Source organism: Croceicoccus sp. Ery15 (assembly GCF_020985305.1).
In the GTDB taxonomy this organism is placed as follows: domain Bacteria; phylum Pseudomonadota; class Alphaproteobacteria; order Sphingomonadales; family Sphingomonadaceae; genus Croceicoccus.
Map to the genome: position 1 here is coordinate 2,549,839 of NZ_CP087588.1, position 16,864 is coordinate 2,566,702.

Below are 16,864 nucleotides of genomic sequence, written 5' to 3' on the forward strand. Positions count from 1 at the left end.
GAGGCGCGCGGTTGCGCCGGTGCCTCCCACGCAAAAACAGGTGAATATGCCCGGTATCGACAGGCCCGACTTTAAGGATCGCCGCGACTTCATGAAAAGCGCCGGCCTCGCGGCGACGGGTTTCGCGGCGCTGCCGCTGGTGGGTTGCGACACGCAAAGCAGGGTGTCGCTCGATCAGCGAGGAGCAAGCAATCCTCTTGCCATACCTCGGCTACAGGCCGGAACGATCGAACGGGGCGAGCGTGTCTTTCGCCTGTCCCTGACACCGGGCGAGAAAGAATTCGTGCCCGGCACGCCGTCACCGACGATCGGTATCGACGCATCCTATCTCGGTCCGACCCTCGAAATGCGCCGCGGCGAACAGGTTCGCTTTCATATCGACAACAAGCTTGCCGAGGATGCGACCGTCCACTGGCATGGTTTCGAACTTCCCGCCACCGCGGATGGCGGACCGCACCAACTCGTGCGGCCCGGCGAACGCTGGAGCCCGTCCTTCGAAATACGCCAGCGCGCTTCGCTATACTGGTATCATTCTCATACGCATCGCCGGGCCGGACCACAGGTCTATGCCGGACTTGCTGCCCCGATCTACGTGCGCGACGAGGAAGAGGATCGCCTCGATCTGCCGAGCCGGTACGGTGTAGATGATATCCCGCTCGTCGTGCAGGATCGCGTGATCGACAGCTCAGGCCGCCTCGTTTACCCGCTCAACATGCACTCGCGGATGATGGGGGTGATAGGTGAGCGCATCTATGTGAACGGAACGGCCAATGCCGTTTTCGACGCCACCGCCGGTCCGCTGCGCCTGCGGCTTCTCAATGGATCGAATGCGCGGTTCTACACCTTCTCGCTCGAAGGTGATCGTCCGATGCAACTCATCGCAAGCGATGGCGGCCTGCTTGCCGCACCCCGCGAGATTCGCAGTCTTACCCTTGCCCCAGGCGAACGCGCACAAGTGATCGTCGACCTTTCCGAAGGGCGCCCGCTGCGCCTGAATGCCAGCAGTCCTGATAACGCCATGGGCATGATGGCCGGAGAAGGCGGGGGTATGATGGACGGCGGAATGATGGGAAACCGGACCGGTCGCGAGAGGCAGGGCCGCACCTTTTCGATCCTCGATATGCGTCCCTCCGGATCATCGACTCCAGTGATGCTCCCGCCCACCCTGGCCGCGCTAGCCGCGCCAGACCCCTCGCTCGCCGTTCGCAGCCGCCGTTTCGTACTCGATATGGGCATGATGGGTCGGGGCATGGCGATCAACGGCGAGACCATGGACATGGATGTCATCAATCAGCGCGTACCGGTGGGTCAGTGGGAAATATGGGAAATCGCCAACGCATCGATGATGGCCCATCCCTTTCATATTCATAATGTGCAGTTCCGCTTGCTCGACCGGGACGGTCGGCCTCCGCAGGCGGAAGAGGCGGGCTTCAAGGACACCGTTATCGTCAAGCCACGTGAACAGGTCAGGCTGCTGTTGCGGTTCGAAGAGAATACCGATCCCGACAATCCCTACATGTATCACTGTCATATCCTCGAGCACGAGGACGCAGGCATGATGGGGCAATTCGTGGTCACGGCCAATTAGGGGAGAACGACAGATGAGCGATGGGCACAATGCAATCGAGGGTACGGCGACCGACCCCGTTTGCGGAATGAGCGTGAAGATGGACGGCGCCCGCTTCATCGATCGACACGAGGGTGGCGACCATTACTTCTGCTCCTCGCGCTGCCTCGACAAGTTCCGCGCGGATCCGGAGATGTATCTTTCGAAGGCGCACCTCGATGCTGTCGAGGATGTCCCGGAAGGTACGATATACACCTGTCCGATGCATCCGGAGATCCGGCAGCCGGGGCCGGGCTCCTGCCCGATATGCGGGATGGCCCTCGAACCCGAAACGGTCACCTTGAACGAGGGCCCCGATCCCGAACTCGTCGACATGCGGCGAAGGTTCTGGTGGAGCGCGCTCTTCACCCTGCCGCTCTTCGCCTATGCGATGGGCGACATGATCCCGTCGCGACCGTTCGATCAGGTCATCGAACCCGCTTTCGCGCAGTGGCTGCAGCTTCTGCTGGCCACTCCGGTGGTGCTTTGGGGCGGCTGGCCCTTCTTCACCCGCGCGCTGCAATCAGTCCGAACCATGAACCTCAACATGTTCACCCTGATCGGCTTCGGCGTTGCCATCGCTTATCTGTTCAGCCTTGTGGCAACCCTCGCCCCGGACATCTTCCCCGAGGCTTTCCGCGATCATGCGGGCCGGGTCGGCGTCTATTACGAGGCCGCAGCGGTTATCACGACCCTCGTGCTGCTCGGGCAGGTGCTCGAGCTTAAGGCGCGCGGATCGACATCGAGCGCCTTGCGAGCGCTTCTCGAACTCGCGCCCCCGACCGCGATGAAGATCTTCGGTCGCGGCGATGAGCGCGAAGTACCGCTCGATGAATTGACGTCGGGGGACCTGCTGCGCGTGCGTCCGGGCGACAAGGTCCCCGTCGATGGCACGCTCGAGGATGGAAGCAGCGCCATCGACGAGTCCATGATCAGCGGCGAGCCCATTCCCGTCAAGAAAAGCGCTGGCGATCCCGTGATCGGAGGCACTGTCAACCAGACCGGCAGCTTCACCATGCGCGCGACGCAGGTCGGCGCGGACACCATGCTCTCGAAGATCGTGCAGATGGTGGCGGAGGCGCAGCGCAGCCGGGCACCGATCCAGCGGCTCGCCGACCAAGTCACCGGATGGTTCGTCCCCATCGTCGTCCTTGTCGCTATCGTGAGTTTTGTCGTCTGGGCCATCTGGGGACCGGCACCGGCCCTTGCCTACGCGCTCGTCAACGCGGTCGCCGTTCTGATCATCGCCTGTCCCTGCGCGCTCGGACTGGCGACGCCAATGTCGATCATGACCGGCACCGGCAAGGGAGCCCAGCACGGCATCCTGATCAAGAACGCCGAAGCGCTCGAAACGCTGGAAAAGATCGATACGCTGGTCGTCGACAAGACCGGAACGCTGACCCGGGGCAAGCCTGATCTTGTCGACGTAAAACCGCAGCCAAATTTCGACGAGCAGGAATTGCTGAGCCTTGTCGCTGCCGTTGAGAGAGGAAGCGAGCATCCGCTCGCCCACGCGATCGTGGAAGGGGCTCAAAACAGGGGCGCTGCCATTCTCGACGCTTCCGATATCGAATCCGTGACCGGCGAAGGTATCCAGGCAAATGTCGACAAGCGCCTGGTCGCGATCGGGAATGAAAAGATGATGGAGCGTATAGGGGCGCTCGAAGAAGGCTGGCGGTCAACGGCGGACGAAGGCCGAAGCCTCGGACAGACGGTGATGTTCGTGGCCGTGGACGGGGCACCGGCAGGCCTTATCGCTGTCGCCGATCCGATCAAGGAAACCAGCCGCACCGCTATTGCCGCGCTGCATGAGCGCGGCATCAAGATCGTAATGCTTACCGGCGACAGCGAAGCCACCGCGCGTGCGGTAGCAAGCCAGGTCGGTATCGACGAAGTCGAAGCGAACGTCTCGCCCGAGGACAAACATCGCAAGATCGAGCAGTTGAAGAGCGAGGGTCGCCGGGTCGCTATGGCCGGCGACGGCATAAACGACGCACCCGCGCTTGCCGCTTCGCATGTCGGCATCGCGATGGGAACGGGTACCGATGTCGCGATCGAAAGCGCGGGCGTGACATTGGTGCGCGGCGACCTCGTCGGCGTTGTTCAGGCGCTCGTCCTGTCTCGGGCCACTATGCGCAACATCAGGCAGAACCTGTTCTTTGCCTTTGCGTATAATGCGCTCGGCATACCGGTCGCAGCAGGTGTCCTCTATCCATGGACCGGGTTGCTTTTGAACCCGATGATCGCGGCCGCAGCGATGAGCCTGTCTTCGGTATCGGTGATCGGCAACGCCCTGCGCCTGCGCGGCCTCGCTCTTCCCAAATTCGATACCTGAGCGATGGGGACGGGACGGAGATCGCAGGAGTGACGAATCAGACGATGCAGGATCAGGACCAAATCTCTGAGGAATCGCGCGAATGGCGCGGTGCTCATCCAGCCCTCTGGATCGCGATATTCGGAATTCTTATCGCATTCGCCTGGGAGATGCTTCAGCTTCCTTTCTACCAGTCGGGAGGTCTGTCGCCTGCCGAGGCAGCACGTCGCTGCGGCCTGGCCTCGTTCGGCGATGCCGGGATCATGGTGGCCGCTTATCTCGGCGCCTCTGTCGGCAGTGGTAAAACGCCGTGGCTCGTAGACTGGCCGATCTCGCGTTTGGTCGTGTTCCTGGGAATCGGCCTGGCCATTACTGCCATGGTCGAAGTGCTGGCTGTCGGTGCCGACTGGGGGTGGTCCTATAGTGCAATCATGCCGCTTGTGCCCGGGACCAAAATCGGCCTGGTACCGATCGTGATGTGGGTCGCGGTTCCCACCGCCACCTTGTGGCTCGCGCGCCGTCTCGGCACCGGACCCCGCTGATCGCAAACCGGGATCTCCTATCCCTCGACAGCTGCCGGCTGCGGTCCCGATGGTGATCGACTTACCCGAAATCCGGCAATCAGGGCCAGCAGCGTGAGCAATTGCGCGCCCATCGTCTCGACAGTCGGGAAGAAGCCGAGTTCGGCGAGGCGCGGCAAGCCCGCAATGAAGGTGGCGGAAAGAACTCCGGCCTCCTGGAAAGCGCCCACGCCCTTGCCCGCGAGAATGACCGCAAGGATCGCAATCAGGATAGCACTGTAGCGGAAGAACTGGGTGATCGGCAGTTTACGGCTGTAGCGCAGCATGGCCCATGCAATGAGCGCCAGCAGCGCGACTGCGGACAAGGCACCTGCCAGTATTATGCCGCTGCTCTGCGGGTTCCACAGGGCAGCGTAGAACAGGATGGTCTCGAACGCTTCCCGGTAGACAACCACGAATGCGAGACCGAAGAGAAACCATGCCGATCCGCGCGAGAGCGCCTTGCCCATTTTTTCCTGGATATAGCGCCGCCATTCCTCGGCCTGGGATTTGCCGTGCATCCAGATACCGACCGATGCGAGGATGACAGCCGCCAGCAGCGCGCCGATCCCTTCGGTCATCTCGCGGCTCGCACCGCTGATGCTGACGAAGTAGGTTGCTACGACCCAGGTGGCGACACCTGCCAGAAGAGCGGCGATCCAGCCGCCATGAACATAAGGCAACACCTCGGTGCGCTGCGACTTTTTCACAAAGGCGATCATGGCGATCACAACCAGAAGTGCTTCGATCCCCTCGCGCAGCAGGATGGTGAACGCGCCGAGAAAGGTCGAGATTTCGCTGGCCGCCTCAGGAGCCAACGCTCCCTCGGCTCTGGCCAGCAGACTATCGATGCGAGCCCTTAGTTGCTGTAGTTCGGATGGATTCGCACCGGACTCTATTCCGGCCCGGAATTGCCCGAGCGCCTGTTCTACCTCCCGCATCAAACCGCCATCGCGCGTTGCCAGGAGGGCCTCCAGGGGTTCAAACCCTTCGAGATAGGCAGACAGGGCAAGCTGCCGCGCTTCCTCTCGGTTGCCAGCCCGATAAGCTGACAGGCTGCGATCGAGCGTATCGCGAACGAAGGCGAGCGAACCTGTGTCATTTGCCTGTCCCACCGCATTGGGATTGGCGCGAAGATAGGCCATGACGGCGAGCGCACGGTCCTCGCCGATCTGCTCGGCCAGACTTTCCGGTGTGAGCGCGGCGAGCGTCGCGAGATCGGGGACAAGCTGGCGTATGCCATCATCTTCCCGCCAAATACGCTCGCCCTTGGCCACATCTTCAAAAGCAATGCTGCCGGCATGGAATGCAAGCGCCCAGCGATCCTCGTCGGACAGCGATGCGAAGCTGGGCATGGACGTTCCTTCCAGCCCTTGCGTGATGACCTGGTAAAGCCCGAACGCACTGCGCTGCCGCGCCCGGTCGATATCGGTGAAGTCGATCGGCGGGGGATCGAGCGCCTGCATTGCGGCCGGTGGCGCACTTCCGGCGGCGCCGTGACACGAGGCGCAGTTCTGCGCGAAGAGAGTGCGGGCGCGGACAAGGTCGGGCGCCTGCGAAGGGGCGAGCGGAACCGGGTAGGCTGTCAGCAACGAGGCTGCCAGCGCGCGCGCGAAGCGCCCAACTCGCTCGGCAGGTTCCTTGTTGGCGATCAGAGCTCGCAGCTGGTCCGATCGGCGGATGAGTGCTTGATTGTCTTTAGTGTCCGGAAATGCAGCGACCTGCCGCGCCACGACATCGGAAAACTCCACCATTTCGCGATATTCGAATTCGTCGGCAACACGTCCCTCGGAAACCGCGGAGGCGTAGTCGACCGCGATATAATCGAGCAGACGCCAGGTGGTTCGCACGTCGGGTTCTTCCGCGTTCGCGGTGACGGACAGACACAGCGCAAGCGCCAGCAGAATGAGCCGCAGTGCCGGATGGACGGTGGCGGAGACGATGCGATGCATGCGGGGTCTTTAAATCTTTTGCAAGTAACTCGCAATAGCAGCATGTGAGCGGAACCTTATTTCCTCCAACCCGCAATCGCGGGCAGATTTTGGAGCTTAGCTAGAGCGCAGTTCGCCGCGTGCCTGATTGAAGACTTCGGCACTTCCCCACACCGCCAGTCCTGCCATGATGCTCGCCACAACCAGATCGGGCCACGCACGGCCGGTGCCGAAAACGCCAATCGCTGCCGCCAGCACGGCGATATTACCGATCGCGTCGTTGCGCGAACAGATCCACACCGAGCGCATGTTCGCATCGCCCGAGCGATACCGGAACAGCATCGCGGCGACGGCGAGATTTACCGCCAGAGCAAGAGAACCGATGGCGCCCATCGTTCCCGGGTCGGGCGACGCCCCGACAAAGAAACCCCAGATGGCCGAGCCGAGCACCCACAGGCCGAAAGCCAGCATGGTCGCCGCCTTTACGAGAGCCGCACGCGCGCGCCAGACGAGCGCCATCCCTGCTACACCGAGACTGATAGCATAGTTTGCCGCATCACCGAGAAAGTCGAGCGCGTCGGCCTGCAAGGCGCGCGAATCTGCAGCAATGCCTGCCACGATCTCCACGCCGAACATGATTGCATTAAGGCCCAGCGCGATCCACAGAATGCGCCGCCATGTCGGATCGTTGGTGCTTGCACCGGCCTCATCGGGACCGCAGCAGGTGTTTCCCATTTACTCGACTCCTTGCGTCGATCCGCCCTATGCACCTTGTAGTAACTACAAGGTCAAGCGGTAGGAGCCTTTGTCATGAGAATTGGTCAACTTGCCCGGATAACCGGCGTCAAATCCGAAACAATCCGCTTCTACGAGCGCGAGGGTATCCTCGCTGCCCCTCCGCGCACTAAGGCCAATTATCGCGACTATGGACCTGCAGAGGAAGCGCGCCTTAACTTCATACGGCGCGCGCGTGATCTAGGCTTCTCGATGGCACGCATCAGGGAATTGCTCGATCTCTCCGATGATGCCGACCGGTCCTGCGCGGGCATTGACGCTCTGGCCAGAAGCCATCTCGGCGAAGTCGAGCGCAAGATCGCCAGCCTGGAGGCGTTGCGGACGGAGCTTGGGCGCATGATCGCTGCCTGCGAGCAAGACACGGTAGGCGATTGTCGCATCATCGATGTACTTGCCGGTACCACCGAGCCTTGATGCCCGCGCCTCGTGCGCCAGTTCGGTCAGGCTCGCCGATGCACGGCTTTTGTCCGCCGCCCCTAAGAGACTTAACTTCGGGAAAGGCCGACGGGTGCGAAGCTGCCCGTGTCGCCATCCCGGGTCTGTCGAACGGGTTATGATGCTGCTGTCGGCCAGTTCCAGACGGCCATTTTTTCAATGCTCATATCCGCCATAGTGTAGGGGATCCCGCCGACGCCAAGCCCGGAGCGGCGCAGCCCTGCAAAAGGCATCCAGTCGACGCGGAATGCCGTATGGTCGTTCACCATCACAGCCGATCCCGCCAGAGACTGTATGCAATGATTGGCGATTGACAGGCGATCCGTGAATACAGCGGCCTGAAAGGCGTAAGGCAGGGCATTGGCCTGCTTGATAGCCAGGTCGATATCGTCATAGCCATACACGCAGATCACGGGGCCGAAGATTTCTTCCTGGGATACCTTGGAACTTTCGGGAGGATCGACAATGACGGTCGGGGAGAAAAAAGTATCACTCAGACGGCTTCCCCCGCACACCAGGGTGCCGCCTGCTGCGATGGCTTCATCGACCCAGCGTTCGACGCGGTCAACTTCCTCCGTTCGGATCAGGGGTCCGCATTGGGTCTGAGCATCGGCGGGATCGCCCACGACCAGCTTTTCGGCAGCTCGCCCTAGGTCATTGGCGAAGTCTTTCAATTCTGCAGCAGGGACGAATACGCGCTGTACGGAAACGCAGACCTGACCCGAATGATAGAACCCGCCTTTAAGCAACGAGGCGATCACTGCTGCGCGCTCCACGCCGTTGTCCACGATTACCGGCGCCGCGCCGCCGTGCTCGAGAGCAATGCGGGTCCCCGGCGCCAGCTTCGAGCGAAGCATCCAGCCGATTTTCGCAGAACCGATGAATGAGAAGAACGCCGTGCGCGGATCGGTTACCATTCTTTCGGCGATATCGTTGCCGCAAGGTGCGAACCGGCACCAGGCCTCGGGCAGGCCGGCTTCATGGAGAATGCTCACGAAGCTCTGGCATGACAGAGGCGTTTCCAGCGCAGGCTTGATGAGAACGGGGCACCCGGCTGCTACCGCCGGTGCAACCTGATGGACGATCAGGTTGAGGGGGTGATTGAATGCCGAGATCGCCACGACAGGACCGATCGGCTCGCGGAAGGTATATGCCGTCCTTCCCGCACCCGCTTCTGTCAGGTCCATGGGGATCTCGTGGCCGCCGCCATCGCTGAGCGCCTGAACGCACAAGTCGACGCTGCTGATCGCGCGACCGGCTTCCACGCGCGCATCGACCAGGGGTTTGCCGCCCTCCCTGACGATCTGGAGAGCCAGATCCTGGGCTCGTTCGCGCATGATATCCGCAGCCCGCCGGAGGATGGCGATACGCTCGTGCACGGCAAGCCAGCCATGGCGGTCGCGGTGGAGCAACTGCGCTTCACTCAGCCATTCATCGATTTGAGGCCAGTCGATTAGCGGCACTTCTGCAACCGGCTCGCGGTCGAACGGATTGTGAACGATCGTCTTCATAGCTCGCACACCTTTGCGCCGAGTTCATCAATCAGCACCTTCTTGTTTTCGGAATAGTCGACGGGCAGATCGACGAGATGCACGCCGCCAGCCTCGAATGCGTCGTTCAGGACCGCCACAAGATCTGCGCTCCGCTCCACCCGGTGACCGGTCGCTCCATAGCTTTTTGCGTAGGTGACGAAGTCGGGATTGGAAAAGGTCAGGCCGTAGTCCGGAAAGCCAAGCTGGTCCTGCTTCCAGCGGATCATCCCGTATGCTGCATCATTCAGAACGAGAACGACAAGGTTCAGTCCAAGCCTGACGGCCGTTTCCAGTTCCTGCGAGTTCATCATGAACCCGCCATCGCCGCATACCGCGAGCACTCTGCGCCCCGGCGCCAGCATCGCAGCCATCATGGCGGATGGAAGGCCAGCACCCATCGTCGCCAATGCATTGTCGAGCAGGATGGTGCCAGGCTCGTGGGCGATGTAGTTTCTGGCGAACCAGATCTTGTAGATGCCGTTGTCGAGCGCAACGATATCATCGCGCGCCATTACGCTGCGTACGTCGGCAACTACGCGCTGGGGGACCATTGGAAAACGTTCGTCGTCGCTGGTCTCGGAGATGTGCGATGCAATCTCGTGATGCAGGGCGGTATAATAGCTGCGGTCGCACTGCAGCTTGCCATCCAGGCGGTTTCCCAGCCGCTCGACCGATCCGGCGATGTCGCCGATGACCTCGAGCTGCGGGAAGTAGACCTGATCGACTTCGGCTGCCTTGTAATTGATATGGATGACGGTCTGCCCGCCCGGCTCCATGAAGAAGGGCGGCTTCTCCACCACGTCGTGACCGATATTGACGATCAGATCGGCCTTTTCGATTGCGCAGTGAACATAATCGCCCGACGATAGCGCCGCGGTGCCCAGATAGAGCTCGCTATCTTCATCGACCACGCCCTTGCCCATCTGGGTGTCGAAGAATGGAAAGCCGGTATCAGACACGAATTTGCGCAACGCTTTCGAAGCGCGGCGGCGGTTCGCTCCGGCACCGATCAGGAGCAATGGCCGCTCAGCCGCGATGATGCGCTCGGCCGCTTCGTCGAGCGCAGCATCTCCGGCGACCGCATAACGCCTGTAATGCGGCGGTATGACCGGTTCGATCGTTTCCTCTTCAGCGATATCTTCCGGCAGCTCGAGCAGTACAGCGCCCGGCCTTTCTTCCTGCGCCAGACGGAAACCTTCGCGAACGAGCGAGGGAATGCGATTGCCGTTCACGATCTGGGTCGAAGCCTTGCAGAGCGGCGTAAACAGGGAAACGACGTCGACAATCTGGAACTGGGCCTGTTTCGATGTCTTGATCGGTTTCTGCCCGGTAATGATCACGAGCGGGAAGGCTCCGAGCGCGGCATAGGCCGCCGGTGTGGTCAGGTTCGTGGCACCAGGCCCGAGCGTTGCCAGGCACACACCTGCCTTGCCGGTCAGGCGGCCATAGGTCGCCGCCATGAAGCCAGCGCCCTGTTCGTGACGGGCCAGAACCAGCGTGATGGCGGAAGTTCGCAGCGATTCCAGGAGATCCAGGTTCTCTTCGCCTGGAACGGCGAAAACATATTCGACGCCCTCGGCCTCGAGCGCGGCGACCATAAGATCGGAAGCTTTCATTCGTTGGTCCTCATTTTACGGGTTGCAGGGCGGTTCATGTCGTGCGCTGCCAAGCAGCTTACCCACAGCGACCGACCCGATCGCCGCGCTTGTCAATGGTCGCGGTCATGGTCGTGATGATGGTTCTTCTCGACCTGATGGTCCGGGATCATGTCGGGATCACAGTCCGCAGCGAGACAGGCTTCGAACGTTGCATGGGCGATGGCGTGCTGCGTCTCGAGCATACCGCGAGCCCGCGCCTTCACATCCTCGAAAGCCTGCAACGAAGATTCGGCAGGAACGACATGCGCCTCAAGCGCGCGATAATGATCGCTGATGCTCCAGACTTGGACGTGATGGACGTCGGCCACGCCTTCTGCGTCACGCAGGTCGCTCACAATGCGATCGAACTCGCTTTCGTCCGGCACCGCGCCCATCAAGAGACGCACCGTGCGAGGCAACAAAGTAACGCCCTGCCAGATCACAAAGTCACCAATGACCACCGTGATGGTCAGATCGGCGATATAAAGTTCGTATCGCAGAATGAGCACGCCAGCCACGATCACACCGGCCGAAGCCAGCGCATCGGACACATTGTGCAGGAAGATCGAATAGGGTCAATTCCTCTTCTCGCCGTGTTTGGTTCCCGCATCGTCGTGGCTATCCATGTGAGCGTCGCGCAGAATCTCGATGCCGCCATAGAGAGCGATGCAAGCTACCGCGATGCCCACAACGAGGTCGGGCCAGTTGGTTCCGGTCAGCATCACAATGATGCCGGCGATAATGATCCCGCCATTAGAGATAAAGTCGTTGAAGCTGAAGGTGGTCGCCGCCCGCATATTGACGTCCTTGTTCTCCATCTTCTGCAGCAGGCGCAGGCAATAGAGATTGACCATCCCCGCGATGAACGCCATCGCCATCATCAATATCCCGCCCGGATCGGACCCTTCCACAAACCGTCGGTAAGCATCGAAGATAACCCCAGCAGAGAAGATCAGCAGCATGATGCCGGAGAAACGTGCGGCCCCGCGTTTCCAGGTCCGTGAGCGGGTCAGCGCGAGCAGGCTGAGCGCATAAACGATGGCATCGGATGAATTATCGAGGCCGTTCGCCAACAGCGCATTAGAATCGGCAAAATACCCGACCGCGAAAAAGCCGATCGCGATGGCCACGTTAAGCCACAGGACAACCCACAGGGTCTTGCGCTTTTCAGGCGACCCGACATCGACCTCATGTCCGCCACTCATGCTGCGTCCTCCTCGGTTTGTACCCAGCTTTCCGCATGACTACGCTGTGTTGGCCGGAAGAACTTCATTTCGGTGCGGAAGAGTGAGGATGACAATTTCGTGCCCCACTCTTCCCATTCGCTGTCGCCGATTATGGCGATCCGGCCGAAACAATCCTTATGCCGGATGTCGAACTTGAGATCGCGCCAGAGACCTCCGAAGTTCCAACCCGAAAAGTCAGGCGCGAGCTCGATCACCATCGGGACGGTACCGGCCTCGCGCTCTGCGATATGTTCGAATTGGGGAACAAAGCGGTCATAGGCTTCATCCCCCTGCCTGCCTCCGGCACGTATCCAGAGCAGTCCGTTCTTTTCCTTCAGTGCCAGCACCGTATTCTCCTTTCCCGATCGGTCATGTGATGTCCTTCAGCTCGCGCTGCTCATCGCTTGTCACATTGCGCCGCAGCCTGTCCCACCAACGCTGTCGCCAGGTCCGGTCATCTTCTCTGGTCCCGAAAACCAGCTTCAAGATTGCGGGCAAGACGAAAAGGGTCAGCGCGGTGGCGGTGATCAACCCTCCAATGACGACTGTCGCCAAGGGACGTTGCACTTCCGCGCCGGTCCCGGTCGCAATGGCCATCGGCACGAAGCCGAGCGATGCAACGAGCGCGGTCATGAGAACCGGCCTTAGGCGCGCCAATCCACCATCGACGATGGCGTCATCGAGCGCCATGCCCCTGTCGAGCCGCTGACGGATCGCAGTCACCATCACGAGGCCATTCAAGGTCGCCACACCCGACAGGGCGATAAAGCCTACCGCCGCAGATACCGAGAATGGCATCCCGCGTAGAGCCAAGGAGAAAATCCCGCCTGCCAGGGCCAACGGGATCGCGCTGAATACGGCGAGCGCCGGCACCCAGCCCCCAACCGCCATGTAAAGCAGCAAGAGAATGACCGCGAAAGCGATAGGAATGACTATCTGAAGTCTTTCCTGAGCAGCCTGGAGGTTCTGGTATTGACCGCCCCACTCGATAAACGCGGCAGCGGGCAGTTCGACCTGCGCCGCAACCCTTTCCTGGGCCTCTTCTACAAAAGACCCGAGGTCGCGTTCTCGCACGTTGGACGAAACGATCACCAGTCTGCGTCCCTGTTCCCGGCGAACCTCCGCGAGACCATCCACCACACGGAACTCGGCAACCGAGCGTAGCGGTATGGTTGCCCCGTTCGGGAGCAGCACCGGCAAAGCACCGAGCTGGTCGAAATCGTCGCGGGTCGCGTCCGACAACCGCACAACCACATCGAAGCGGCGATCGCCTTCGAAAACGAGGCCCGCAGGCCGACCGCCCAGTGCGATCGCCACCGATTGCGCAACGTCTTCGACCTTCAGCCCGTAACGGGCAATCGCTGGCCGATCGAAGGCAATATCGAGGGTGGGGAACCCGGTCACTTGCTGGACCTTGACGTCCGCGGCGCCGTCGACATTGCGCAGCACGCCCGCAACCTCGTTCGCCGCCGAGGTCATGGCGCTGAGATCGTCTCCGTAGATCTTGACGGCAACATCTCCGCGAACGCCTGCGATCAATTCGTTGAACCGCAATTCGATCGGTTGGCTGAACTCGTAAAGGTTGCCGACGAGACTGCTGAGGGCGCTCTCCATTTGCGCGACCAACTCGTCCTTGGCGAGGTCGGGATCGGGCCATTCCTCACGGGGTTTGAGGATCACGTACGCATCGGAAGCGTTCGGCGGCATCGGGTCACTGGCCACTTCCGCCGTGCCCGTCCGCGAAAAGACAAGCTCGACTTGCGGAAATTGCTCGAGCCGGTCCTCTACCCGCCTTTGCATCGCGAGCGAACGTTCGAGCGATGTCGAAGGAATACGCAGCGATTGCACGGCGATGTCGCGCTCGTCCAATTGCGGTGTGAACTCGCTCCCGAGGAAGCTGAACACGAAGGCCGCAAAGGCGAAGATGCCGACGCCCATGCCGATGACCGGCCAGGGGCGGGTGATCGCCTTGCGGACCAGGGGTCCGTATCGCTCCTTGGCGATCCGGATCGGCTTGACCTCCTTTTCCGTCAGCTTCTTGTTGAGCAGGATGGCGATCATTGCCGGGACGAAGGTCAGCGACAACACGAACGCCGAGGCGAGCGCGAGCATGACCGTGATCGCCATGGGTGAAAAGGTTTTGCCTTCGACGCCGGTAAAGGTGAGAAGCGGTGCGAAGACGAGAAGAATGATCGCCTGGCCGTACACGGTCGGCTTGATCATTTCCTGCGCGGCAAGCCGCGTTTCCGTCAACCTCTCACCAAGTGTAAGAAGTCGGCCTTCGTGTTCCTGTCGAGCCGCGAGCCTCGCGACGCTGTTCTCGACGATGATGACGGCACCATCGACGATCAGGCCGAAGTCCAGCGCACCCAGGCTCATGAGATTGCCCGAAACGCCGAGCCGGTTCATTCCGATCGATGCCATCAGCATGGAAAAGGGGATGACCAGCGCCGCGATGATCGCTGCCCGGATGTTGCCCAGCAGCAAGAACAGGATTGCAATGACCAGAAGCGCGCCCTCGACAAGGTTCTTCTCGACGGTCGCGATCGTCGCATCGACCAGGGAAGACCGGTTGTAGACGATCTCCGCGACAATTCCTTCCGGCAGGGAGCTGCGAACTTCCTCGAGCCGTTCGGCCGCCTCGGCCGACACGGTGCGGCTGTTCTCGCCCGCGCGCATGAGCACGGTGCCCACGACCGCTTCATCGCCGTTCAGCGACGCCGCGCCCGTTCGCAGGTCGCCACCGATGCTGACCGTGGCGACGTCACCTACGCGAATGGGGACCCCCTCGCGGGTGGAAACGACCGCCTGCTCGATATCCTCAACACTGCCGAGGCGCGCATCGACCCGGGCGAGAAGGGCTTCACCGGCCCGCTCGACGAAATTGGCGCCTTCGGCGAGATTGGCCGCTTCCAGCGCGTCGATCACCTCGTCGAACGATAAACCGTAACCGGTCAATCGCACGGGATCGGGTTGAACGAGGTATTGCTTTTCGAAGCCGCCAATCGAGTCGACACCTGCCACACCGTCGACCGACCGCATGAGGGGGGCAACCACCCAGTCCTGGATGGTTCGCAGATAGGCAGCCTTGGCAACATCGCTGTCGAGCCGGTCGCCACGTTCGGTCACAAAGCTCCCGTCGGACTGCCAACCGACCGCTCCGCCCAGCGGTGCTTCCTTGCCGTCAGGAAACTCGAACTCGATGGTATACATGAGCACTTCGCCCAAGCCGGTCGAGATGGGTCCCATCACCGGTTCGGCACCCTCGGGTAGGGAGGCGCTTATGGGCGTCAGCCGTTCGTTGACCTGCTGACGCGCGAAATAGATGTCGGTCCCTTCCTCGAAAATCGCGGTCACCTGGCTGAACCCGTTGCGCGATATCGAGCGGGTCATCTCCAGACCCTCGATACCGGCAAGCCCGGTCTCGACAGGATAGGTGACCTGCGTCTCGACTTGCGAGGGCGACAAGGCTGGTGCCTCGGTGTTGATCTGCACCTGTACGTTGGTGATATCGGGTACGGCATCGATGGGCAGGCGCAGCAAATTCACCACGCCATAGATTGCCACACCGAGCGTCAGCACGACCATTGCCCAGCGAAAGCGCACGGCGACGTCGAGGATCATGCCGATCAGGCCATGGCGGTGGGAGCGATCAGCGTCCTGCATGTGATCAGTGTCCATGCTCGGCCTCCTCCTTCTCGAGTTCAGCCTTCAGCAAAAAGGCATTGGCGGTGGCGATCCGCCACTGCGCTTCGAGACCGGACTCGATGACCACCCGTCCTCCCGAACGCGCACCGGTGACCACCGGACGGGCTTGAAACCCGCGGCGCGTGCGAACGAAGACCACTTCTGCGCCATCGATTGTCTGGACAGCACTTTCCGGCACCGATATGCGGCCTGTGTCGACCTCACCCGAGGGGCGGATACGTGCCTGCAGGAAGGCCCCGGGTTGCAGGCCGGGGATCGGCCTTGCGAGCGACAGGACCGCCGTAGCGCTGCGGCTTTCGGGATCGAGCGAGGGAGTGACGGATCGCACGCGCGCACCCACTTCCCGGTTGTCCGCGATTTCCAGCGTAGCCTCGTCGCCAGGCTGGATGCGGCTTGCTTCAGCCGACGGGAGGGCAACCTCGACCTGCATGCCGCTCGGATTCACGACCTGATAGAGTTCTTCCCCGGCATCGACGAAGGAGCCGAGAACGATAGGCGCCGAGGTCACTCGGCCCGCGAGCGGGCTCGTAACCGCAAGGGAGCGCCCGTCGCCGCTAACACCCGCCGCGGAGACTGCCGCCTGGGCGCGTGCAAGTTCCGATTGAGCAACCTGCAGATTGGCTCGGGCGGCCTCGAGATCCTGCCGCGCGGTGACATTGGCTTCGAAAAGGCGGCGCTCCCGATCGTAGGCAGCAGACAATTCGTTGACCCGCGCGCCCGCTGCGCTGAGTTGCGCCGCAAGAGCAGCGGCGTCGGCGCTCTCGATGCGGGCAATCGTCTCGCCCTGCCTCACGTAATCACCCAGCGTTTTGCCGACACTGCGGACTACGCCCGCTGCGCGGGCATCGATGCGGGCACTTGCCGTCGGGCTTGCCGCGACGGTGGCCGGAAAGACCAGCTCGACCGCCGATCCCTGACCGACGGTTTCGACCTCTATCTGGGACGCTTCGATTTGTTCGGCGCCAAGCAGGACAAGCCCTTCGGGAAGCTCGGCCTCCTCGCTCGTTTCCTCAATGTGCTGGTCGGCACTGCCACTTGGCCACAGCATAAACACTGCAGCGGCGATTGAAACGATCACGCCGATAAAAACGGCCAGACGTCTACGGTTCATTTGGAAATA

At 61.5% G+C, this 16,864-nt stretch carries 13 protein-coding genes; 4 read left to right on the forward strand and 9 right to left on the reverse strand.

Annotated features, from left to right (window positions below; genetic code table 11):
• The first annotated feature begins 91 nt into the window (after positions 1 to 91).
• From LOZ77_RS12490 to LOZ77_RS12500, 3 genes are read left to right on the forward strand one after another with little or no spacing between them, the layout of a single operon-like run.
• The gene (locus LOZ77_RS12490; protein ID WP_230279356.1) at positions 92 to 1,588 is read left to right on the forward strand and encodes a multicopper oxidase family protein; all 1,497 of its coding nucleotides are present in this window, start codon (positions 92 to 94) and stop codon (positions 1,586 to 1,588) included.
• Positions 1,589 to 1,601: 13 nt separating this feature from the next.
• The gene (locus tag LOZ77_RS12495; protein ID WP_230279357.1) at positions 1,602 to 3,941 is read left to right on the forward strand and encodes a heavy metal translocating P-type ATPase; all 2,340 of its coding nucleotides are present in this window, start codon (positions 1,602 to 1,604) and stop codon (positions 3,939 to 3,941) included.
• A gap of 29 nt (positions 3,942 to 3,970) precedes the next feature.
• Entirely contained in the window at positions 3,971 to 4,462 is a 492-nt protein-coding gene (locus tag LOZ77_RS12500) for a hypothetical protein (RefSeq protein WP_230279358.1), read from the forward strand.
• 17 nt (positions 4,463 to 4,479) lie between these two features.
• Here the strand turns inward: LOZ77_RS12500 and LOZ77_RS12505 are convergent, their stop codons facing one another.
• Positions 4,480 to 6,432 (reverse strand): cytochrome c/FTR1 family iron permease, encoded by a 1,953-nt coding sequence (locus tag LOZ77_RS12505; RefSeq protein WP_230279359.1) that lies wholly within the window; start codon positions 6,430 to 6,432, stop codon positions 4,480 to 4,482.
• Positions 6,433 to 6,528: 96 nt separating this feature from the next.
• Positions 6,529 to 7,146 carry a cation transporter gene (locus LOZ77_RS12510; RefSeq protein WP_230279360.1) on the reverse strand — a complete coding sequence of 206 codons (618 nt, stop codon included), beginning with the start codon at positions 7,144 to 7,146 and terminating at the stop codon, positions 6,529 to 6,531.
• A gap of 75 nt (positions 7,147 to 7,221) precedes the next feature.
• On the opposite strand from LOZ77_RS12510, the gene LOZ77_RS12515 reads away from it, so the two are divergent.
• Positions 7,222 to 7,620 (forward strand): helix-turn-helix domain-containing protein, encoded by a 399-nt coding sequence (locus tag LOZ77_RS12515; protein ID WP_088712478.1) that lies wholly within the window; start codon positions 7,222 to 7,224, stop codon positions 7,618 to 7,620.
• A 137-nt stretch (positions 7,621 to 7,757) separates the two neighbouring features.
• On the opposite strand, the gene LOZ77_RS12520 is transcribed toward LOZ77_RS12515, so the two are convergent.
• From LOZ77_RS12520 to LOZ77_RS12550, 7 genes are all read right to left on the reverse strand, one after another.
• Positions 7,758 to 9,152 carry an aldehyde dehydrogenase family protein gene (locus LOZ77_RS12520; RefSeq protein WP_230279361.1) on the reverse strand — a complete coding sequence of 465 codons (1,395 nt, stop codon included), beginning with the start codon at positions 9,150 to 9,152 and terminating at the stop codon, positions 7,758 to 7,760.
• Entirely contained in the window at positions 9,149 to 10,789 is a 1,641-nt protein-coding gene (locus LOZ77_RS12525) for an acetolactate synthase large subunit (protein ID WP_255671128.1), read from the reverse strand. Before LOZ77_RS12525 ends, LOZ77_RS12520 begins: the two co-directional genes overlap by 4 nt.
• A 92-nt stretch (positions 10,790 to 10,881) precedes the next feature.
• On the reverse strand, positions 10,882 to 11,361 hold the full coding sequence (locus LOZ77_RS12530) for a hypothetical protein (protein WP_230279363.1): 480 nt from the start codon (positions 11,359 to 11,361) through the stop codon (positions 10,882 to 10,884).
• A 24-nt stretch (positions 11,362 to 11,385) separates the two neighbouring features.
• Positions 11,386 to 12,015, reverse strand: coding sequence for a cation diffusion facilitator family transporter (locus LOZ77_RS12535; protein WP_008603820.1), 630 nt, complete (start codon positions 12,013 to 12,015; stop codon positions 11,386 to 11,388).
• Entirely contained in the window at positions 12,012 to 12,383 is a 372-nt protein-coding gene (locus LOZ77_RS12540) for an STAS/SEC14 domain-containing protein (RefSeq protein WP_046904065.1), read from the reverse strand. The genes LOZ77_RS12535 and LOZ77_RS12540 overlap by 4 nt, the downstream gene beginning before the upstream one ends.
• Positions 12,384 to 12,405: 22 nt before the next feature.
• Positions 12,406 to 15,669 carry an efflux RND transporter permease subunit gene (locus LOZ77_RS12545; RefSeq protein WP_230281864.1) on the reverse strand — a complete coding sequence of 1,088 codons (3,264 nt, stop codon included), beginning with the start codon at positions 15,667 to 15,669 and terminating at the stop codon, positions 12,406 to 12,408.
• Positions 15,670 to 15,706: 37 nt separating this feature from the next.
• Complete coding sequence (locus LOZ77_RS12550; RefSeq protein ID WP_230279164.1) at positions 15,707 to 16,855, reverse strand: efflux RND transporter periplasmic adaptor subunit; 1,149 nt, start codon at positions 16,853 to 16,855, stop codon at positions 15,707 to 15,709.
• Positions 16,856 to 16,864: the final 9 nt, after the last annotated feature.

Coding starts and splice junctions, on each gene's coding strand:
- LOZ77_RS12490 (WP_230279356.1), top strand. CDS start 92: ATGAAAAGCGCCGGCCTCGCGGCGACGGGTTTCGCGGCGCTGCCGCTG.
- LOZ77_RS12495 (WP_230279357.1), top strand. CDS start 1,602: ATGAGCGATGGGCACAATGCAATCGAGGGTACGGCGACCGACCCCGTT.
- LOZ77_RS12505 (WP_230279359.1), bottom strand. CDS start 6,432: ATGCATCGCATCGTCTCCGCCACCGTCCATCCGGCACTGCGGCTCATT.
- LOZ77_RS12510 (WP_230279360.1), bottom strand. CDS start 7,146: ATGGGAAACACCTGCTGCGGTCCCGATGAGGCCGGTGCAAGCACCAAC.
- LOZ77_RS12515 (WP_088712478.1), top strand. CDS start 7,222: ATGAGAATTGGTCAACTTGCCCGGATAACCGGCGTCAAATCCGAAACA.
- LOZ77_RS12520 (WP_230279361.1), bottom strand. CDS start 9,152: ATGAAGACGATCGTTCACAATCCGTTCGACCGCGAGCCGGTTGCAGAA.
- LOZ77_RS12525 (WP_255671128.1), bottom strand. CDS start 10,789: ATGAAAGCTTCCGATCTTATGGTCGCCGCGCTCGAGGCCGAGGGCGTC.
- LOZ77_RS12535 (WP_008603820.1), bottom strand. CDS start 12,015: ATGAGTGGCGGACATGAGGTCGATGTCGGGTCGCCTGAAAAGCGCAAG.
- LOZ77_RS12550 (WP_230279164.1), bottom strand. CDS start 16,855: ATGAACCGTAGACGTCTGGCCGTTTTTATCGGCGTGATCGTTTCAATC.